The organism is Candidatus Halobonum tyrrellensis G22, from assembly GCF_000495475.1.
In the GTDB taxonomy this organism is placed as follows: Archaea; Halobacteriota; Halobacteria; order Halobacteriales; family Haloferacaceae; genus Halobonum; species Halobonum tyrrellense.
The window spans coordinates 26,237-46,632 of the sequence record NZ_ASGZ01000044.1 but is presented as its reverse complement, the minus strand read 5'-3'; the positions used below and the strand labels follow the sequence as shown (position 1 = coordinate 46,632).

Genomic DNA, 20,396 nt, shown 5'->3' with positions numbered 1-20,396 from the left:
CGGCGAGGGGCGGGTCACCGTCGCCGTCGACCGCTCGGCGGCGAGCGCGCTGCTGTCGGCGAGCGTGCGTAGGCTGGTGGTCCGCTCGCGGGGAACCCGCCGGGAGTTCGAACTGCTGTCGCTGCTCCGGCGTGCGGGCCGACGGTTCCGACGGCTGACCGTCCGCGCCGACGGGGCGCTCGCGGGGCGGACGCTCGCGGACGCGGCCGTCCGCGCCGAGTACGACGTGGCCGTGCTCGCGGTCAGGGCCGAGGGCCGCTGGACGGTCGGGCCGGACGGCGACCGGGTCGTGAACGCGGGCGACGAGGTGGTCGTCGTCGGGGCGGGCGCGGCGCTCGACCGCTTCGCGTCGGAGGCGGCGTGACGGTGGCTCCGGTCGCGTCGGTCGTGTCGGTCGCGTCGGTCGTCGACCCCGCCGCGGTTCCCGTCGTCGGGGTCCGCCGGGTCGCGGTCGCGCTGTTCGCGCCGGTCGGACAGACGGGGCAGGTCGACGCGACGCTCGCCGTCAGAGCCGCCCGGGTGCTCGGCTTCGCGACGATGTCGTTCCTGATGGCGGCGGTGGCGGCGCTCGGCTACCGGTGGTACGTCCGCGAACCCGTCCCCGGCGGGCTGGCGGTGCTGGTCGGCGTCGCGGGGGTGGCGTTCTACCTCAACACGGTGGGGCTGTTGGGCGAACTCCTCTCGGTGGTCCAGCGGCAGGAGGACTTCTTCACGACGGCGAACGTGCTGACGAACACCGCCACGCTCGCGGTCGCCGCGCTCGCGGCCCCGCTGGGCCGGCGGGCGGGTGACGGGTTCGCGCGGAACGTGGTCGCGGTCGCCGGGGCCGACCGGGTCGACGGCGAGGTGGGCCGACTGGTGCGGACGGTCGGCCGGGTCGTCACGGTGACGCTCCCCGAGGAGATCGAGACGCTGGAGGGGTACGACCCCGTCCCCGAGGCGACGGTCGAGCGGCTGGCGGGCGCGACGCTCATCCTCCCCCGGCGGCCCGCCGACGCGTCGCTACGCGAGAGGCTGACGACGCGGCTGAAGGAGGACTACGGCGTCTCGTACGTCGACGTCGACCTGACCGGCGGCGACGTGTCGTACCTCGCGGTCGGCCAGCGGGTCGCCGGGCTGGGACCGACGCTCGGGCCGGGGACGTGTGCCGTCCCGGTGCGCGCCGACCCCGCCAACGGCGCGAGCGTCGGCGACGTGGTGCAGGTGTGGACGACCGCGAGCGGCGCCGGAGCCGACCACGCCGACGGCGCCGGAGCCGACAGCACCGGAGCCGACGGCTCGACGGCGTCCGCGGGAGCCGCCGGCGGAGCCGACGCCGACGCGGACGGGGCGCGACCCGAGCGGGTGGCGACGGGGGAACTCCGCGCCACCGCGGGCGACGTGGTGACGCTCGCCGTCGACGAGGCGGACGCGGCGGCGCTGTCGGCCGACCGGGAGTACCGCCTGCTCACGCTCCCGACGGACCCCCGCGTCGACCGCGAGTTCGCCTCGCTGTTGCGCGCCGCCGCCGAGACGATGGGCGTCGTGACCGTCGGCGGGGGGAGCGACCTCGTTGGGGCCGTCGTCGGCGACCTCCCGGGGACGGTCGTCGCGGTCCGGCCCGCCGCGGGGAGCGTCGACCCCCTCCCCCGGCGGGACCGACGACTCGCCGCCGGCGACGCGCTGTACGTCGTCGCTCGGCCGGACGCGATCCGCGACTTGGAGGCGCGGGCGGGGACGGGGGCGGACGACCCGCCCGCCGACGGCGCCTCCCGCGGGCGCTCGTGACTCGCCCCGACCCGAACCCTCTTGCCCGCCCGCCGCCGGACGTGAGGCATGCGCTGGAAACTGTTCGCCGACCTCGCCGAGGCCGCCGGGGGGCGCGAACTCGCGGTCGACGCCGACGGCGCCGACACCGTCGGGGAGGCGCTCGACGCCCTCTTGGACGCCCACCCGGCGCTCGCCGCGCGCGTACTCGACGAGGAGGGGGAGCTCCGCCCGCACGTCAACCTCCTCCGGAACGGCGAGGACGTCCACGAGACCGAGGGGTTGGCGACGCCCGTCGACGCCGACGACGAACTCGCGCTGTTCCCGCCCGTCAGCGGCGGCTGACCGGGGAAAAGCCGGGGACGGCGACGGCGTCGACGTTTCGAAACCTTCAACTGCGTACCCGCGGAAGGAGTAGTCGCGGCAGGCACGCACCCCCGGAGGGTTGGTGGTCTAGTCTGGTTATGACACCTCCTTGACATGGAGGAGGCCGGCGGTTCAAATCCGCCCCAACCCACTTCTGACGGCGCACGACCGACGAGCGAAGCGACGAGTGTGCGCGGTCGAGACTCCACGTGGATTCGAGCCAGCGAGCGAGGCGAGTTGGCGAGCGGAACGACCGTCGGTCCCCGCCCCAGGCCGCTTCCCGCGGCGCGAGGGGACGAACGCGTGAGCGGAACGAGCGACCAGCGGGTTCCGCCGATTCGGGACCGCCGGGTCGGTTCCGAGCCGCCTACTGTGCGAGGTAGCCGCCCTCGACGGGGAGGGTCACGCCGGTGACCCGCGAGGAGAGGTCCGAGCCGAGGAACAGCACGGCGTTGGCTATCTCGCGGGGGTCGGCCAGCCCCGGCATGGGTTCGGTGTTCAGGAACTGCTCTTCCATCTCGGGGTGTTCCTCGATGCTCCGCTCGATCATCTCGGTGCGGACGATGCCGGGCGCGACCGCGTTCGCGCGGATGCCGTCCTCGACGTACTCGATGGCGGCGTACTTCATCAGGTGAGCCACGGCGGCCTTGGCCACGCCGTAGCCGCCGTACTGCGGGACCGCCACCTCGCCGCCGATCGACGAGGCGGTGACGATCGACCCGCCGTCGTCGTCGAGCATCGCCTCGATGCCGTACTTCGTCCCGTACCAGACGCCCTTCAGGTTCACGTCGATCACCCGTTCGAAGGCGTCGTCGTCGTACTCGTCGAGTCGCGCGACGGGTCCCTCGATGGCGGCGTTGTTGAACAGGACGTCCAGCCCGCCGTACTCGTCGACCGCCGTCTGCACCATCGCCTCGGCGTCGGCCGGGTCGGACACGTCGGCGGAGACGAACGTCGCCTCTCCCCCGGCGTCCGCGATCGCGTCGACCGTCGCCTCGCCGCCGTCGGCGTCCACGTCGGCGACGACGACCGACGCCCCGTGTTCCGCGAACGTCTCGGCCGTCTCGCGTCCGATACCCGACGCCGCCCCCGTGATGACCGCGGTCCGGTCTTCGACCAACTGCATGGCCACCCGTCGTGCCGCCGCCCAGTTGTGCTTTTCTATTTTGATACCAGGTGGGGATAGTTTATACACGAGGTCGGACACGAGTCGGCCGATGGCCTACTACGAGTCGGACGTGGTCACCGTCGAGTGGAACGAGTCGCTCGGAGCCGTCGTGATGAACTGGCACGCGTTCGCGTCGGGCGAGAAGTACCGCGAGGGGCTGAACGAGGGTCTCGAACTGGTCGAACGCGAGGGGGCGCGCAACTGGCTCGCCGACCTCCGCGAACTCGGAACCGTCCCCGAAGCCGACAGCCAGTGGACCCAAGAGGAGTGGCACCCCCGCGCGTTCCGGTCGTCGCTGTCGAACATGGCCGTGGTCCAACCCGAGAGCGTCGTCGCGAACATGTCGGTCGAAGATCTGGTCGACGAGGTGGGCGAGAACACCACCTCGCGGATATTCGACAATCGCGACGACGCTTTCGAGTGGCTCCGGGACTGAGGCGGCCGAAGACGGGGCGTAACTACCCGGCGTTACGCGGCCGAACCGTACCCGCGCGGCGGTTCTCGGTCGGCCGTCGTGCGCGACGCGCCCGGGTCGGGAACGCGGTGACGGCGAGGACGCCGAGCACTAGCGGCCCGATTCCGGATAGACCGGCTGTCCGGGGAGCTACGCCGACGGTAGCGTGGCGGCGCCGGAGGCGAACGGCGACCGGCCGGCGGTGGCACGATACCTCACCCCGGTCCGACTCGCCGTCGGCGGGGTAGGAGTTCGGACCGCCCTGCGGCCGCGGGCGCTCACTCCCGGTGGTACTCCTGTCCGAGAACCAGCGCGCCGACGTTCGCTGCCAGCAGCGCGACGAACAGCGGCGCCTCCTCGGCGGTGAGTCCACCCCTCCCGCCGAGCAGCGGGAGGTAGAGGAAGGGGGCGGCGATGGCGGCGTAGAAGCCGAGCGCGTGGAGGGGGAGCGCGTCGGCGACGGCCGGAACCGCCTCCTTCAGTCGGTCGACGGTTCGGACCAACGAGGAGGGAACGGTGGAGGGCGTCATCGTTGGAGCTACCAGTTACTCGGTCGCCCACCCCCATATACCCCCGCGATCGTTCACCCCGGCCCGACCCCGAGAAGCGTCCCCCTACTAACGATTCGATACGTAGTAGATACCGACTGAAGGCGTTCGAAGCCCCGTCGGGGACGGCTCCGACCCCGTCACACCGCTTGGTGGACCCCCCGGAGCGACCAGTCCGCGGCCGGGGAGCGGTGGCGGCAGTCCGTGCGGGGCGGGCGAACTGCTTTGGGCCGGGGTCGCACAGACCCACCATGGAGACACGAGTCGTCGAGTGCGGCACGCTGCTCGACGGGGAGTCGGAACCGGTCGACGACGCGCGACTGGTGGTCGAGGCGGGGCGCGTCGCCGACGCCGGCCCGCGGGAGGACGTGGACGCGCCGGACGGCGCCGCGGTCGTCGACCACGGCGACGCGACGGTCACGCCGGGACTGGTCGACGCGCACGTCCACCTGACGGGCGACCGTTCGATGGACCCGATGACGTGGGTGACGGAGTCGACCGAACTCGGCGCGGCCCGCGCGACTGCGGACCTCCGCCGCCTGCTCGCGGCGGGGTTCACCGCCGTCCGCGACGTGGGCAGCGGCACCGGCCTCGCCTTACGCGACGCCGTCGCGGACGGCGAGGTGCCCGGCCCGCGTGTGTACACCAGCGGGCGGTCCATCTCCCAGACCGGCGGCCACGGCGACTCGCACATGCTGCCGTACGAGTGGGCCGACTCGGAGTCGGGGATCGGGACGCTCGCCGACGGCGCCGACGAGTGCCGGAAGGAGGCGCGAAAGCGCGTCCGCGAGGGGGTCGACCTGATCAAGATCATGACAACCGGGGGCGTGCTCTCGGAGAAGGACGCCCCGGACCAGAGCCAGTTCACCGACCGGGAGATCCGGGCGTTCACCGAGGAGGCCCACCGCGTCGGCATCCCGGTCGCCAGCCACGCGCAGGGCGCACCCGGCGTGAAGGCGGCGCTCGAGAACGGCGTCGACACGGTCGAACACGGCTTCTACCTCGACGAGGACTGTTTCGACCTGTTTGCGGAGACGGACGCGACGTTCGTCCCCACGCTGTCGATCATGCACCGTCTCGTCACGCGCGGCGCCGACCACGGCGTCCCCGAGTACGGACTGGCGAAAGCCGAGGAGGCGCGGGAGGCCCACTTCGACGCCACCCGGCGGGCGTACGAGGCGGGGGTACCGATCGCGCTCGGCACCGACTTCATCGGACCCGACCTGGTGCCGCACGGCGAGAACGCCCTGGAGGCGGAACTGTTCGTCGACGAGATAGGCATGAGCGAACGGGAGGCCATCGAGGCGGGCACGCGCGTCGCCGCGCGGACGGTCCCCGACGACGAGTTCGGCACGCTCACGCCCGGGATGCGCGCCGACTTCCTCGCGTTCGAGGCGGACCCGCTGTCGGACGTCTCCGCGCTCCGCGACCCCGCCGCGGTGTACCGCTCGGGCGAACGCGTCGACGAGGGGCTGGGCGCGTGAGCGGACGCGACCGGGACGGCGAGCGCGGAACGGACCCGGAGAGCGGGACCGACCCGGAGAGCGGGACCGACCCGGAGAGCGGGACCGACCCGGAGAGCGGGACCGACCCGGAGAGCGGGACCGACCCCGACCACCCGCGCGTGCGCGTCCTCGCGGCGGGCGGCACCATCGCCTCCGAACCCGGCGAGGACGGTGCCGCGCCGGCGAAGGCGGGGTCCGAGTTGGTCGACCGGGTGCCCGAACTCGCCGGACACGCCGACGTGAGCGCGGAGTCGGTCGCCTCCCGGCCGGGGTTCGACATGGACGTCGCCACGGTGGCCCGCCTCGCGAACGCGGCCGGCCGGGCGGTCGACGACGGCGCCGACGGCGTGGTCGTCACCCACGGGACGGACACGCTCGCCGACACCGCGTTCGCGCTCGCGGTCGGCACCGACCTCCCCGTCCCCGTGGTCGTCACCGGCTCACAGCGCCGGTTCGACGAACCCGGAAGCGACGCGCCCGCGAACCTCCTCACCGCGGTCCGGGCGGCCGCCGACGACCGGTTCGCGCCGGGGGTCGCGGTCGCGTTCGACGACGAACTCCACCCCGCCCGGGACGCGGTCAAGCGACACACCAACGCGCTCTCGACGTTCGGGTCGCCCGGCAAGGGTCCGGCGGCGACGTTCACCCGCGCGGGCGTCGATATCCACCGCCCGCTCCGCCCGCCGGACGTGTCGCTCCCGCTGTCGGCGGACGCCGACGACGTGTCGGTCCCGCTGGTCTCGTCGGGGACCGGCGTCGGCGCCGACGGGGTCGAGCGCGCGCTGTCGGCGGGCGCCGACGGACTCGTGGTCGAGGGCACGGGACTGGGGAACGTGACCGGCGAGTTGGGCGACGCGCTCGTCCGCGCGGTCGACTCGGTGCCGGTCGTCGTCGGCACGCGGTGTCACGCCGGCCCCACCGAACCCGTCTACGGCACGCGCGGCGGCGGCGTCACCCTCGCCGAGGCGGGCGTCCTGTTCGCGGGCGACCTCCCCGTCCACAAGGCGCGGCTGGCGCTCCGGCTCGCGCTCGCGGGCGGCGTGCCCGCCGACCGGGTGTTCGAGTCGTTCGCTCCGTAGTCGGGAACCGCCGACGGTCGGACGACCCGAACCGGTCCGAGGGGGAGCCTCGCGTCGCCGTTCGCGCTCCCTCTCCCGTCTCGCCTCCGGCACGCGTCTCGGTGGCGACGGTCGCCGTTCGTGCCATCGCGAGCGGACGGGGTGGGGGAGCGCGGAGGGCGTCCCGGGCTACCGTTCGAACACGTACGCCGCCCCGGCGTAGTCGTCGGCCCCCGGGGCTCCGACGACGACAGTGTCACCCGCGTCGGAGACTCCCACCAACTCGAAGTAGTTGTCCGTGTCGTCGTCGACGAGTTTCGACTCGCGGCTCCAGGTTTCGCCGTTCCGGACGAACACGTGCGGCCCGACGACGACGGTGTCGCCCGCGTCGGAGACTCCCACCGACTGGCCGGGCTGGATGAGTTTCGCCCGCTGGTTCCAGGTTTCCTCCGATCGGACGAACACGTACACCGACCCGGGGTAGGAGGCGTATCGCCCTTTGGGGCGAGTGGCGATAGCTGCGACGTCGCCGGAGCCGGACATCGCCACCGAGTCGCCGAAGTAGCTGTACTCCGCCGCGTCGTCGGCGGTGAGTTTCGGCCGCTGGATCCAGCCCTCCCCGACCGGACGAACACGTACGCCGACCCGGCGTTGGTGCCCCTGTCCTCGTCGCCGTCGCCCCGAGATCCGACGACGGCGGTGTCGCCCGCGTCGGAGAGCGCCACCGAGACACCGAACTCGTCCTCCCCCACCGCGCTGTCCGAGACGAGCTTCGCCGTCTGGTCCCAGCTCTCGCCCGTCCGATCGAACACGTACGCCGACCCGGCATCGATGTAGCCGCCGTCCTCTATCTCGTCGTACGGGGCTCCGACGACGGCAGTGTCGTCGGAGACCGCCACCGAGGTACCGAATCTGTCTCCTCCTCTCGCGTCGTCGGCGACGAGTTTCGCCCGTTGGCTCCAGGTCCCGTCAGTCCGGTCGAACACGTACGCCGCCCCGGCCTCGCGGCCCGTGTCGTCGCGCCGGTCGCGCGACGCGCCGACGATGGCCGTATCACCGGAACCGGACACCGCCACCGAGACGCCGAACTGGTCTTGCTCCCTCGCATCGGCAGCGGTGAGTTTCGCCCGTTGGCTCCAGGTCCCGTTCGTTCGCTCGAACACGTACGCCGACCCGCCGTTGCGCTGGAGCCGCGCGCCGACGACGGCCGTCTCGCCGGAACCGGACACCGCCACCGACTGGGCGTACGCGTCGCCCCCCTTCCTCTTCGCGGCGGTGAGTTTGGCGACTTGGTCGTACCCGTCCGAGGGTCGCGAACAGCCGAGCGAGGAGCGGTCGACCGTCAGTTCGTGCGTTCCGGGGCCGAAGGTTCCGGTCGCCGCGTCGGCGAGGCGCTGCTGGGACTCGAAGGAGAACTCGCCGCCCGGGAGGGGGTAGAGCGTCAACGAGAGCGTCCGTTCACACCCCTCCGCGACCCGAAACTCCACCGAGACGGTCCCGTCCTCCACGTTGATCGGTTCGGCAGTGACACACCGGCGGACTTCCGTGTCGAGCGAGTTCAGCCACGTGTCGCGTTCGATCACCGTGTCGCCGGTGGCGTGGACGTACTGGACGAGCCTGTTCTGTCGGCCGTAGAACGCGTCCTCGTCCGCTCCGAGCGTCTGGATGGGGTCGCCGGCGACGAAGTCGACCTGGTAGTAGCACTCGTCGGCCGAAGACCCGTCCGACCGAGCGGTTCCGACCCGCGTGCCGAGACCGACCAGTCCGGTCGCGGCCGCGCCGGTTCGAAGTGCGCTGCGTCGCGTGATCCACGCACCATCTATCATGATAGTTCATGAATTAGATCGCAGCTATAGTACATAAAATAACGTGTTCGGTTGAGTTACTCTCCGCACTGAAGGCACATGGAGTCCATCCGATCCGTGTCGTTTCTTCCACCTACTGGGGCCGTCGAACGACGCGCTCGGAGACGAGCGTCCGCATCGTGCCCGGGGACCGAGGGGATCCGACCCCTCACGCCGACGAGACCAGCCGGCGGAGTTCCGCGCGGACGGCGGCGCGCTTGAGCAGGAGGAACGCGGCGAAGATGAGACAGAACCCGACGGCCGTCGCGCGCGTCGGCGTCTCCGCGAGGAGCACCCACCCCGCGAGCGCCGCGAAGACGGGCGAGACGTACGACACCAGGTTGATCTCCACCGGACCCAGTCGGTCGAGCAGGTCGAAGTAGACCAGAAAGCCCAGCGCCGACGCCGCCAGCGAGAGGTACGCGAGCGCCGCGGCCGCCTCGACGGTCCACGTCACGTCGGCGACCCGTTCGCCCATCGCGACCGACACCGCGTGCATCAACAGCGCGCCGAGCAGCATCGACCACGCCTCCATCGGCTCTATCTCCAGTCCCGAGTCGACCCGCCGGGTGAGCACGCCCCCGAGCGCGAAGCTCACGACCGCGAGGAACACCAGTCCCTTGGCGACGCCGCCGGTCCCGAGGAGGGCGACGGCCGCGTCGGCGAGACGGCCGACGCCCGCCGCGACCCCGCCCTCGAAGAGGCGGGCGAACGAGAGGGGGTCGCTCCCCGCCCCGGTGCCGGCGAGCGCCGCGGCGTCGGGTTCCGCGAGCACGACCGCACCCGCGAACCCGACGACCAGTCCGACGAGACCCAGCGGCGAGAGCCGCTCGCTCGGCAGCAGCGCGCGCGAAAAGCCCGTCGTGAGCACGGGGTTGAGACCGACGATGACCGCGGCCGCCGCGCTCGACACCGCGGGGTCGGTCTGGCCGACGAACAGGAACGCGTGGTACGCCGCGATGAGCAGCGTCGCCCCGACGGCCACCTCGGTCCACTCGGCGCGCCCGCGGGGGACGGGGTCGTCGACCGCGTACCACGCGTACGCCAACATCACGACGCCCGCCACGTCGTAACGGACCGCCGCGAACAGCACCGGCGGGAAGAACGCCAGCCCCGCCTTGATCGCGGCGAACGCCGACCCCCACACCGCCGCGAGCAACAGGAACAGCGCCGCGTTCCGGTAGGGACTCACGTACCGGTGGTTCCCGCGGTCCCCGCCTTACGGTTACGGTTCCGACCCGTCGCGGTCGTCCTCACTCGCGTCGTGGTCGTCGGCGTCGTCCGCATCGCTAGAGTCCCCGTCCGAGACCCCGTGCTCCGGGTCGGACACCCCGTCGGGTAGCTCCCCGCCCGCCGCCTCGGGGTCCGGGGTCTCCATCCCCGCCGCCATCCCGGCCCCGCCGAACTCGGGGTCGGTCACGGGGTCGGCGTCGTCGTCGACGCCCGCGGCCGCTCGCTCGTCGTCGTAGAGGTGACACGCCGCCGGGTGCGGTTCGTCGGGCAACACCGGCTCCTCGGTCTCGCAGACCGACTCGAACCGCTCGGTCAGCCGCTCGGCCGCCTCGCGTTCGCGGCCGTTCGCGAGCACTTCGAGCGCGTCCTCGACGGTGTCGCCGTTCGCGCCCGTCAGCCCGTCGAGACCGAACTCCGCGCGCACCTCGCGTTTGAACGCCTCGGTGTCCTCGCGGTCGGGGTCGCCGACCGCCTCCCAGACGACGCCCGTGCCGAAGTCGCCGCGGCGGAGGCGGTCGCGGAGGTCCATCACCGACCGGTACGTCGACTGGTCGACGGCGACGCCCGCGGGCGGGATGACCTCCGGACAGCGGGTCCGGAACCGACAGCCGGACGGCGGGTCGCGCGGCGACGGCACGTCGCCCGACAGCGTCTCGACCCGTCGGCCCTGCTCGGAGGTGTCCGCCCGCGGGACCGACTCCAACAGCGCCTCGGTGTAGGGGTGTTTCGGCGACTCGAACAGTTCCTCGGTCGTCCCCGTCTCGACCACCTCGCCGAGGTACATCACGGCCACCCGGTCGCAGATGTGCCGGACCACGCTCAGGTCGTGCGCGATGAACAGGTACGTCAGGCCGTACTCCGACTGCAGGTCGTCGAGCAGGTTGAGGATCTGCGCTTGCACCGACACGTCGAGCGCGCTCACCGGCTCGTCGAGCACGATGAACTCGGGGTCGAGCGCGAGCGCTCTGGCGATGCCGACCCGCTGTCGCTGTCCCCCCGAGAACTCGTGGGGGTAGCGGTCGATCTGGCCGGCCGAGAGACCGACGCGTTCGAGCAGCGTGCGCGCCCGCTCGCGGCGGAGCGTCCGCTTGGAGGCGCCGACCGAGACGTGCACGTCGTAGCCGCCGTCGCGAGGGGTTACCTCGGCCGCGAGCACGTCGTCGTACCGGCCGAACGAGACGGTCGGCCCGCCGTCCGCGCGCGTCCCGCCGTCGGCCGACCCGGTCGCACCCGCGCCGGTCGCGTCCACGCGGACGGGGACGCGCGCGACGCCTCCCTCGCTTTCGACTGCGGTGTCGACGTCGTCGTCGACGGTCACCTCCACGTCGGCGTCGCCGTCGACGGTCACGTCGGCTTCGACCGCCACGTCGGGGTCGGCGGCGGGCAGGTCGTGGATCTTCAGCCCCTCGGCGATCACGTCGCCGACGGTCATCCGCGGGTCGAGACTGGAGAAGGGGTCCTGGAAGACGATCTGCGCGCGCTTGCGGAACCGGCGGAGCTCCGACGACCCCATCGAGAGCACGTCCTCGCCGTCGAACCGCACGGAGCCGTCGGTCGCGTCGCGCAGGCGCAACAGCGTCTCGCCGGTCGTCGACTTGCCACAGCCCGACTCGCCGACCAGCCCGAGCGTCTCCCCCCGCTCGATGTCCAGATCGACCCCGTCGACCGCCTGGATGCTGGTCGGCTCGCGGCGCAACAGTCGGTCGATCAGCGTGTCGTCCTCGTAGTAGTACTTCCGCAGGCCGCGCACCTCCACGAGCGCGTCGTCGTCGCCCGCGGGCGGGGCACTCGCGTCTGCGCCGTCCCCGTCCCGGGCGTCCGTCCCCCGGAGGTCGCTCCCGGCGCCGGGGTCGGTCTCAGTCACCGGTCGACACCTCCTCGCCGGCGGCCGGGTCGTCCGCCGACCCCGACTCGGAGGCGGAGTCGGGCTCCGACTCGAAGTAGCCGTCGGGGAGCGCCGCCGCCTCGTCGTACTCCTCGACGGCGAGCACGCACCGGGTCTCGTGTTCGTCGCTCCCCTCGGCGTCGTACATCGGGATCGGCCGGAGACAGTCCTCCATCGCCTTCGGACACCGGTCGGCGAAGTAACACCGCTCACCCATCTCCGAGTCCAACAGCGACGGCACGTTCCCCTCGATCGGTTCGAGCCGGGACGCCGGCTCGTCCATGTCGGGGATCGAACCCAACAGCCCCTCGGTGTACGGGTGGACGGGGTCGTCGAACACGTCGGCGAGCGTCCCGCGTTCGACCACCTGACCGGCGTACATCACGCCGACCCGCTGGCACATCCGCGCGATCACGCCCAGGTCGTGCGTGATCATCACGACCGACGTGTCCTGTTCGGCCTGTAGGTCCCGCAGCAGGTTGAGGATCTGCGCCTGGATGGTCACGTCGAGCGCCGTCGTCGGCTCGTCGGCGATCAGCACGTCGGGTTCGCCCGCGAGCGCCTGCGCCACCATCGCGCGCTGGAGCATCCCGCCGGAGAACTGGTGGGGGTACTCGTCGGCGCGTTCGGCGGGGTCGGGGATGCCGACCTGTTCGAGCAGTTCGACCGCGCGCGCCTCGCTCGCCTCGGAGGTGTACCCCCGGCCGGGGACGAGCGTGTCGACGAGCAGTCGACCCAGCCCGTACCCCTGGGTGCGCGAGCGGGTGCGCCGGGGGTTCGCGCTCGCGCGCCGCTGGACCTCCACCGCCTCGGCGATCTGTTCGCCCACCGTCACCGACGGGTTGAGCGACGACATCGGGTCCTGGAAGATCATCGAGAATGAGGGGCCGCGCAGCGAGCGGCGCACCCCCTCCGGGAGCCGGCGTACGTCGACGAACTCGCCGTCGACCGCCGCCGGGACGTCGTCTTCGAACTCCGCCGCCAGATCCGGCTCGCGGTACCACACCTCGCCGTCGGTGATCCGGCCGGGCGACTCCACGAGGTCGATCACCGACAGCGCGGTGACCGACTTGCCCGACCCCGACTCGCCGACGATGCCGAACACCTCGCCGTCGCGCACGTCGAAGTCGACGCCCTCGACCGCGTTCACCTGCCCCTCCTCGGTGAAAAAGCGGGTCGTCAGGTTCCGGACGCGGAGCACGTCGTCGGGGGAGCCGGCGGGCGCGCCCGCCGGTTCGGCGTCGGTCGGGTCTCGGCTCATCTCACATCCCCCCCTCGCCCTCGATGCCCGGGTCGAGCGCGTCGCGGAGCCAGTCGCCGACCAGGTTGATGCCGACGACGGTCAACACGATGGCGAGCCCGGGGACGGTGGCGATCCACCACGCCGACGCGAGGTACGCCCGCCCTTGCGCGATGTCGAAGCCCCACGAGAGGGTCGTCCCCGAGAAGCCGAGGAACGACAGCGAGGATTCGAGCAGGATGATCGACGCCACCTGGATCGTCGCGAGCACGAGGATCGGCGTCGTCGCGTTCGGGAGGACGTGCCGGAGGACGACCCGGGCGTCGTCCGCGCCGAGAGCGCGCGCGGCCTTCACGAACTCCTCTTCGCGGATGGAGAGCGCCTCGCCGCGGGCGACCCGCGCGAACCACACCCAGTTGACCAGCCCGACGACGACGATCACCGTCCCCGGGAGGACGAACGTGTCGGGCATCGGCGTCGGCAGGCCGAGCGCGCTCCGAACCGGGTCGACCACCCCCGCGACCACGAACGGGTCGGGGACGCTCACGCTCGCGCGCCCCCACACGCCGATCAGCGCGATCGCGAGCACCAGCGAGGGGAACGCGAGCGACACGTCCGCAAAGCGCATCAGCGTGTCGTCGACCCGGCCGCGGTAGTAGCCCGCGGTGAGTCCGACGCTCACGCCCAACAGCGCCGCGAGCGAGGTTCCGAGCAGTCCGACCAGCAGCGACGTGCGGGCGCCGTAGATCACCCGCGCGAGCATGTCCTGGCCGAGCGAGTTCGTCCCGAGCGGGTGGGCGAGCGTCGCGTTGACCGTCTCCGTCGTGTTCACCGTCTGGATGCTTCCGTTGACCATCTGCGTCTGCGTCTGTTGTTCCGTCTGCGTGAACCCCAGCGGGGGGAGCCGCCCGTTGTCGAGGTTCTGGGTCGTCGGGTTCTGGGGCGCGATGAACGGCGCGAACACCGCCATGAACACGACGACGAGGATGAGCGCGACCCCGACCTTCGAGAGCGCGCTCGTGCGGTACTCCGACTTCAGGTTCCGCACCGTCCGCGGCGAAACCGTCAGCGCGCCGCGGACGCGGTCTACGGCGCCGAACAGCCGGTCGAGGGGTCCGGTCGAGTCCGCCATCTACTCCACCACCTGCGGGTCGAGATACGCGTACAGCGCGTCGACCAGCACGTTCACCAGCACGAACCCGACGCCGATGACGATCAGCGTCCCCTGGATGATCGGCCAATCGCGGGCGTTGATCGCGTTGATCAGCGTGGTGCCGAGCCCGGGCCACGAGAACACCGCCTCGGTGATGACCGCGCCGCCGATCAGCGTCCCCATCTGGAGACCGAGCACCGTCACCACCGGGATCAGCGTGTTCTTGAGCGCGTGTCGGTAGCGCACCAACGTCTCGGGCAGTCCCTTCGCGCGGGTCGCGCGGACGTACTGCTTGCCGAGTTCGTCGAGCATCCCCGAGCGGGTGAGCCGCGTGACGAGCGCCGTGAAGTACGTCCCCAGCGTGACCGCCGGGAGCGCGATGTGCCACAGCCAGCCCGTGATGGCGGCCCAGAACGCGCCCACCCCCTCGGCGAACAGCAGTTCGAACGACCGGTAGAAGCCGAACGCCCGCCCGCTGGTCGGGAAGAGGTTGAGTTCGACCGACAGCAGCAACACGAGCATGATCCCCAGCCAGAAGTTCGGCGTCGAGATGCCGACCAGCGAGAACGACGTCGCGGCGTAGTCGGCGGGCTCGTGCCGCCGGGTCGCGCTCACGACCCCCAGCGGGATCGACAACACGATGGCGACGACTGTCGACGCCACCGCGAGTTCGAGCGTCGCGGGGAGTTTGCTCAACACGATCGTGCTCGCGTCGATACTCGAGATGTACGAGTAGCCCATGTCGCCGTGGAGCAGTTCCCAGATGTAGTCGGCGTACTGGACGTACACCGGGCGGTTGAGACCGAGCTCCTCGGCGATCCGCTGTCGCAGCTCCGGGCTGGCGTCCAGCGGCGCGACGGCGTTGACGGGGTTGCCGGGCGTGATGAACCGCAGTCCGAACACGACGGTCACCACCCCCCAGACGACCAGCACGCCCTGCAGACCGCGTTTGAGTAAGAACCGTCCGTAAGCCATGTGGATGTGAGTGTGAGTGTGAGGTGAGTGTTGGTGTGTGAGACGCGGGCCGCGGACGGGCGCGCGCCGCGCCCGGCGGTCGGGCCGTGACCGACCGCGCCGTCAGCCCGCTCAGTTGTCGCCCGGGAGGCCCTGGGCGTTCTCGACGAGGCTGTCGAACCGCTCGCTTTGGAACGTGGTCAACACGCCCTCGCTCGTCATCAGCGGGATCAGCGTCTGGCTCGCGTCGAACGTCGCGTTCCCCCAGCCGATGAGGAACCAGTGGGGCTTGTCCTCGATGCTGCCCGTCAGCAGTTCGTCGGTGAGCGACGCGAACTCCCGCTGTTCGACGCTCGCGGAGACGTTGGGGAGTTCGTCGATCTGGCTCGCGACCGCGCGGGCGATCTCGACGTCCTTGAGGTAGCGGCCGACCGGCGTGTGCAGCGTCAGCTCCGCGCCGCCGTAGCCCGACTCCTCGACCAACTGCTCGGCGCGGTCGGGGTCGTGGGGGTACGGGTCGACGTCGGAGTTGTAGCCGGTGAACCCTTCGAGCGTCGGCTGGCCCGTCGGGGCGCCGAACGTCTGGAGGACGTTCTCGACGATCGAATCGAGGTTGACCGCGTAGTTCATCGCGCGGCGGAACTCGACCGAGTCGAACGGCTCGACGTCGGTCCGGAGCCCGTTGTAGATGATCCGCGTCGACGGCACCGCCGCGACCGACGTCGACTCGTTGCTGTCGACGCGGCTCACGTCCTGCGGGGGGACGTTGACGATGATGTCCGACTCGCCGCTGAGCAGCGTGTTGACGCGCGTGCTCGCCTCGGAGGCGCCCTCGAAGGTGAGCGTCGAGATGGCCGCGGGCTCCTGCCAGTACTCCTCGTTCCGCTCGAACTCGACGGAGACGCCCTGCTCGTAGTTCGAGAGGACGAACGGGCCGGTCCCGTTCATGTGCTGGTTGATGTAGGCGTTCTCGTGCTCCTCGACCCACGACTGCTGCATGATGTCGCAGTAGCTCGCGAACAGCGCGAAGACGATCGGGTTGAGGTTCTCCGATTCGACCCGGACCGTCCGCGCCTCCGAGTCGGCGACTTCCGCGCCGGTGACGCCGGACAACTGGTCGCTCTGAGGGCTCTCGAGTCCGCCCACGTCGCTCTGGACGATCCGGTTGATCGAGAAGGCGACGTCCTCGGGGGTGAGCGGGTCGCCGTTGTGGAACGTCACGTCGTCGCGGACGACGAACTCGACCACGCCGTCCTCGACGCGTTCGTACTCGGTCGCCAGCATCGGGATGACCGACCCCTCGGCGTCGCGCGCGAGGACGCCCTCGTACGCCTGGAGGACGACGTTGTCGGTGGTCGTCTCGCGGTGGTCGTGGGGGTCGAGCCCCGAGTCGAGTTGCCCCTGCGTGATCAGCACGTCCTCGCCGCCGTCGCCCGCGGGCGCGATGTCGTACGCGTCGATCCGCTCGTCGCGTCGCGCCTCCCACTCGATGGCGTTCGACTTGCCGTACACCGAGTACTGGCGGTTGAGGAAGATCCACGGCGCCTGCTCGTGGGCCACGAGGTTCGCCCGCTGGAGGTACCCCTCCCGCGTCTCGGGTTCGGGCAGTTCGGTCGTCTCCGCCGCCTCGGTTCCGGTGGCGGTGTCCGTCCCCGTCGACGCGGTGGTGTCGGCGTCGCCCTCGGTGGTTGCGTCGTCGCCGCCGTTGCCCGAACAGCCGGCCAGCGCCGCCGCCGCCGCGGCCGACCCGGCCGCGCTCAGAAACCGCCGTCTGGTGGTGTCCTCGTTCGACATACCCCTCACGAAGTGACTGAGTGGCTTATATGCTGTGATAACGAGCCTCGGCGTCTACGCGCGGACTCGGCGGGTCGAGCCGTCCGTTCTCCGGCGTCCGGTCGGCCGCGCGGCTACGCGGTGTAGCGGTCGAGAAAAGTGTGAGAACGCGGGTGCGATTAGTTACTCGGCGCGGTGGACTCGCCGATGATCTGGGAGCTGCTGCCGTCGGGTGAGGCCCAGACAATCTGAACGGTTTCGCTGGGAACCACGCTATTGTTGCTGTTGTCAACAATGACACTACCGGCTGTGTATGGGCTGTTCGTCCCAGTGATCGAGATGTCCGACCCCTCCGAGGCCGCAGCTGAAATCGAATTGGCAGTCAGTTCCTGTCCACCTTGGTGGACGACCTGAACATTGTAACCCTCCTCGCTCGCGTTCTCGGTGAACTGAAAGTCCATCTGGACCTGCGGCGCTTGGTTGAGTCCGCTACCGAGTCCGAGCACGAACGTCCCGATGACAGCCGCGAGGATCACGGTGATAGCGACCATCAGGATGACCCCGATGACCGGGCTGACCGCGCGGTCGTCAGCGAAGAGTTGTTTGATATTCATGGTTAGTTGCTCGGCGCGGTGGATTCACCGATGATCTGGGAGCTGCTGCCGTCGGGGCTCGACCAGACGATGCTGATCGTCTCGCCCGCGTCGTAGTCACCGGACGCGATGGTGTCACCAGCGGTGTAGGTATCTTGAGTACCCAAACTCAGTGAGGTGTTGGTGTCCGATTCAGATATTGAAAGCGTACTGTTCGACAGTTCAGCGCCACCCTGATGAGTAACAGCAACCGTTCCATCCGGGCTATCGTATTCGAAGTCCATCTGCACCTGCGGCGCTTGGTTCAGCCCGCTACCGAGTCCGAGCACGAACGTCCCGATGACGGCCGCGAGGATCACGGTGATGGCGACCATCAGGATGACCCCGATGACCGGGCTCACGGCGCGGTCGTCCGTGACGAGTTGTTTGAGGTTCATGTGTTGGTGTTGCGCGCCCGCGACTCTCGCACGGCGACGGGCTCTGGACCCCCCCACCGCCCTGCGTCGTCGGGCTCTGTCCGGCGATACCCGAGTGGTAAACAAAAGGCTACCTGCTAGATTATCAGCACTGAATCTCGGGGTAGAAAACTCGTCCCGGAGGGATGTGCGCTCGGGGCTACTCGTCTTGGGCGTCGACGACCGCGACCCCGGCGAGGTTGACGATGTCCTTCACCTCGTCGCCCCGCTGGATCACGTGGACCGGTTTGTCCATCCCGACGAGCATCGGGCCGATGGCGCCCGCGCCGCCGAGCCGCTGGAGGAGTTTGTAGCCGATGTTCCCCGCCTCCAGGTTCGGGAACACCAGCACGTTCGCCGGCCCGTCGAGTTCCGCGAACGGGTAGGTGTCTTCGAGTATCTCCTCGACGACGGCGGTGTCCGCCTGCATCTCCCCGTCGACCGGGAAGTCCACTTCGGGGTCGTCGTGGAGGCGTTCGACCGCCTTCCGCGGCTTCATCGTCCCCTCGTTCTCGACGGAGCCGAAGTTGGAGTACGACAGCATCGCGGCGCGCGGTTCGACGTTGAACCGCCGCGCGAGGTCGGCGGTGTGTTTGGTTATCTCCGCGAGCACCTCCTCGTCGGGCGCCTGGTTGACCGTGGTGTCGGCGCAGAACACGACGCGGTTCTTGAACGTGAGCATGTACACGCCCGCGACGTAGTCGGCGTCCTCCGCGGTGCCGATCACCTGCAGCGGCGGCCGGAGCGCCTTCGGGTAGTCGTGGGTCAGCCCCGTCAACAGCGCGTCCGCGTCGCCCTCCTCGACCATCACGCTCCCGAAGTAGTTGGAGTCCCGCTGGACCAGGTCGGCCGCCTCCGAGCGGGTGATCCCCTTGCGCTTGCGCAGGTCGTGGAGGCGGTCGGCGTACCGGTCGGCCGCGGCGTCCTCGCCGGGGTCGACCACCTCGGGGTCGAACCCGAGCCCGAGTCGCCGCGCGGTCGACTCGATCTCCCCGCGGTCACCCAGGAGGACGGGGTCGGCGATGCCCTGCTCGCGCATCTGGTAGGCCGCGCGGATCATCTTCTCGTCGGCGCCCTCCGCGAGCACGACCCGCTTGGGCTCCGAGCGAGCCTTGTTGAGCACGACCCGCATCATCTCGCGGCCCTTGCCCAGCCGCGCCTCCAGCCGCTCGGTGTACTCGTCGGGGTCGAGTTCGGTCCGGGCGACGCCCGACTCGCTCGCCGCCTCGGCGACTGCGGGCGCCAACTCGAAGAGGACGCGAGGGTCGAGCGGTTTCGGGATGACGTACTCGGGACCGTACTGGAGCGGTTGGTCGCCGTACGCTTTGACGACGGCGTCGGGGACGTCCTGTCGGGCGAGGTCGGCAAGCGCTTCGGCGGCGGCGCGTTTCATCTCCTCGTTGATGTCGGTCGCGCGCACGTCGAGTGCGCCCCGGAAGATGAACGGGAAGCCGAGGACGTTGTTCACCTGGTTGGGGTAGTCCGACCGGCCCGTGGCCATGATCACCGTGTCGTCGCGGGCGTTTTTGGCCTCCTCGTAGCCGATCTCGGGGTCGGGGTTCGCCATCGCGAAGATGACGGGGTCGTCGGCCATCGACCGCACCATCTCCTGGTCGACGATGCCGCCGACCGACAGGCCGACGAACACGTCCGCACCCTCCATCGCGTCCGCCAGCCCGCCCTCGGCGGTCTCGCTGGCGAACTCCTTCTTGAACTCGTTGACGTCGTCGTTCGCGGCGCGTTCGGCGGTGATGACGCCCGAGGAGTCGCACATCACGATGTTGCTCGCCTCCGCGCCCAGCGAGACGTAGAAGCGCGCCGTCGCGATGGCGGACGCACCCGCACCGGAGAAGACGATGTCCAGTTCCGAGAGGTCCTTGTCGACGATGTCGGCGGCGTTGATCAGCGCCGCACCGGAGATGATCGCCGTGCCGTGTTGGTCGTCGTGGAAGACGGGGACGTCCATCTCCTCGCGGAGTTTGGACTCGATCTCGAAACACTCGGGCGCGGCGATGTCCTCGAGGTTGACGCCGCCGAACGTCGGCTCCATCGCCGAGACGCTCCGGATGATGTCGTCCGGGTCGGTCTGGTCGAGTTCGATGTCGAACACGTCGATGTCGGCGAACCGCTTGAAGAGGACGCCCTTCCCCTCCATCACCGGCTTCGACGCCTGCCCGCCGATGTCGCCGAGACCGAGTACGGCCGACCCGTTCGAGACGACCGCGACGAGGTTCCCCTTCGCCGTGTACTCGTACGCCCGTTCGGAGTCGGCGTCGATGTCGAGACACGGCGCCGCCACGCCCGGCGAGTACGCCAACGACAGGTCGCGTTGGGTGTTCGTCGGCTTCGTCGTCGATATCTCGATCTTCCCGGGCGGGTCGGATCGGTGGTACTCCCGCGCGTCGTCGTCCAGGCCCATGG

At 70.6% G+C, this 20,396-nt stretch carries 18 protein-coding genes, 1 tRNA gene and 2 pseudogenes; 7 read left to right on the top strand and 14 right to left on the bottom strand.

What is annotated here, in order from left to right:
• From K933_RS12325 to K933_RS12310, 4 genes are all read left to right on the top strand, one after another.
• Window positions 1–364, top strand: a 364-nt coding sequence (locus tag K933_RS12325; RefSeq protein WP_023395065.1) for a TrkA C-terminal domain-containing protein, incomplete at its 5' end; no start/stop codon positions are given.
• Window positions 365–366: 2 nt separating this feature from the next.
• On the top strand, window positions 367–1,767 hold the full coding sequence (locus tag K933_RS12320; protein WP_235063446.1) for a potassium transporter TrkA: 1,401 nt from the start codon (window positions 367–369) through the stop codon (window positions 1,765–1,767).
• Between the two features lie 48 nt (window positions 1,768–1,815).
• Complete coding sequence (locus K933_RS12315; RefSeq protein ID WP_023395063.1) at window positions 1,816–2,091, top strand: ubiquitin-like small modifier protein 1; 276 nt, start codon at window positions 1,816–1,818, stop codon at window positions 2,089–2,091.
• Between the two features lie 97 nt (window positions 2,092–2,188).
• Window positions 2,189–2,263, top strand: a tRNA-Val gene (locus K933_RS12310).
• Window positions 2,264–2,479: 216 nt separating this feature from the next.
• On the opposite strand, the gene K933_RS12305 is transcribed toward K933_RS12310, so the two are convergent.
• On the bottom strand, window positions 2,480–3,238 hold the full coding sequence (locus tag K933_RS12305; protein ID WP_023395062.1) for an SDR family NAD(P)-dependent oxidoreductase: 759 nt from the start codon (window positions 3,236–3,238) through the stop codon (window positions 2,480–2,482).
• A 91-nt stretch (window positions 3,239–3,329) separates the two neighbouring features.
• Between K933_RS12305 and K933_RS12300 the strand changes: the two genes are divergently transcribed.
• Window positions 3,330–3,716 carry an STAS/SEC14 domain-containing protein gene (locus tag K933_RS12300; RefSeq protein ID WP_023395061.1) on the top strand — a complete coding sequence of 129 codons (387 nt, stop codon included), beginning with the start codon at window positions 3,330–3,332 and terminating at the stop codon, window positions 3,714–3,716.
• A gap of 296 nt (window positions 3,717–4,012) precedes the next feature.
• On the opposite strand, the gene K933_RS12295 is transcribed toward K933_RS12300, so the two are convergent.
• Complete coding sequence (locus K933_RS12295) at window positions 4,013–4,264, bottom strand: hypothetical protein (RefSeq protein ID WP_023395060.1); 252 nt, start codon at window positions 4,262–4,264, stop codon at window positions 4,013–4,015.
• 269 nt (window positions 4,265–4,533) lie between these two features.
• Between K933_RS12295 and K933_RS12290 the strand changes: the two genes are divergently transcribed.
• Complete coding sequence (locus K933_RS12290; protein WP_023395059.1) at window positions 4,534–5,766, top strand: metal-dependent hydrolase family protein; 1,233 nt, start codon at window positions 4,534–4,536, stop codon at window positions 5,764–5,766.
• Complete coding sequence (locus K933_RS12285) at window positions 5,763–6,866, top strand: asparaginase (protein ID WP_023395058.1); 1,104 nt, start codon at window positions 5,763–5,765, stop codon at window positions 6,864–6,866. Before K933_RS12290 ends, K933_RS12285 begins: the two co-directional genes overlap by 4 nt.
• Before the next feature lie 168 nt (window positions 6,867–7,034).
• On the opposite strand, the gene K933_RS17510 is transcribed toward K933_RS12285, so the two are convergent.
• The 12 genes and pseudogenes from K933_RS17510 to K933_RS12230 form a co-directional block, all read right to left on the bottom strand.
• Window positions 7,035–7,310 (bottom strand): FG-GAP repeat protein, encoded by a 276-nt coding sequence (locus K933_RS17510; RefSeq protein WP_049947844.1) that lies wholly within the window; start codon window positions 7,308–7,310, stop codon window positions 7,035–7,037.
• Between the two features lie 6 nt (window positions 7,311–7,316).
• Window positions 7,317–7,454: pseudogene (locus K933_RS19490) on the bottom strand (hypothetical protein); the annotation flags it as partial.
• Window positions 7,455–7,486: 32 nt separating this feature from the next.
• Window positions 7,487–8,671, bottom strand: a pseudogene (locus K933_RS19485) (FG-GAP repeat protein); the annotation flags it as partial.
• A 187-nt stretch (window positions 8,672–8,858) separates the two neighbouring features.
• Entirely contained in the window at window positions 8,859–9,881 is a 1,023-nt protein-coding gene (locus K933_RS12270; RefSeq protein ID WP_023395055.1) for a DMT family transporter, read from the bottom strand.
• Between the two features lie 33 nt (window positions 9,882–9,914).
• Complete coding sequence (locus K933_RS19310; protein ID WP_023395054.1) at window positions 9,915–11,786, bottom strand: ABC transporter ATP-binding protein; 1,872 nt, start codon at window positions 11,784–11,786, stop codon at window positions 9,915–9,917.
• The gene (locus K933_RS12260; RefSeq protein WP_023395053.1) at window positions 11,779–13,068 is read right to left on the bottom strand and encodes an ABC transporter ATP-binding protein; all 1,290 of its coding nucleotides are present in this window, start codon (window positions 13,066–13,068) and stop codon (window positions 11,779–11,781) included. The genes K933_RS19310 and K933_RS12260 overlap by 8 nt, the downstream gene beginning before the upstream one ends.
• A gap of 1 nt (window position 13,069) precedes the next feature.
• Window positions 13,070–14,179 (bottom strand): ABC transporter permease, encoded by a 1,110-nt coding sequence (locus tag K933_RS12255; protein ID WP_023395052.1) that lies wholly within the window; start codon window positions 14,177–14,179, stop codon window positions 13,070–13,072.
• Window positions 14,180–15,175, bottom strand: coding sequence for an ABC transporter permease (locus K933_RS12250; RefSeq protein WP_049947843.1), 996 nt, complete (start codon window positions 15,173–15,175; stop codon window positions 14,180–14,182).
• A 111-nt stretch (window positions 15,176–15,286) separates the two neighbouring features.
• Window positions 15,287–16,948, bottom strand: coding sequence for an ABC transporter substrate-binding protein (locus tag K933_RS12245; protein WP_023395050.1), 1,662 nt, complete (start codon window positions 16,946–16,948; stop codon window positions 15,287–15,289).
• A gap of 158 nt (window positions 16,949–17,106) precedes the next feature.
• The gene (locus K933_RS12240) at window positions 17,107–17,541 is read right to left on the bottom strand and encodes a type IV pilin (RefSeq protein ID WP_023395049.1); all 435 of its coding nucleotides are present in this window, start codon (window positions 17,539–17,541) and stop codon (window positions 17,107–17,109) included.
• 2 nt (window positions 17,542–17,543) lie between these two features.
• Complete coding sequence (locus tag K933_RS12235) at window positions 17,544–17,957, bottom strand: type IV pilin (RefSeq protein WP_023395048.1); 414 nt, start codon at window positions 17,955–17,957, stop codon at window positions 17,544–17,546.
• 178 nt (window positions 17,958–18,135) lie between these two features.
• Complete coding sequence (locus K933_RS12230; RefSeq protein ID WP_023395047.1) at window positions 18,136–20,394, bottom strand: NADP-dependent malic enzyme; 2,259 nt, start codon at window positions 20,392–20,394, stop codon at window positions 18,136–18,138.
• Window positions 20,395–20,396: the final 2 nt, after the last annotated feature.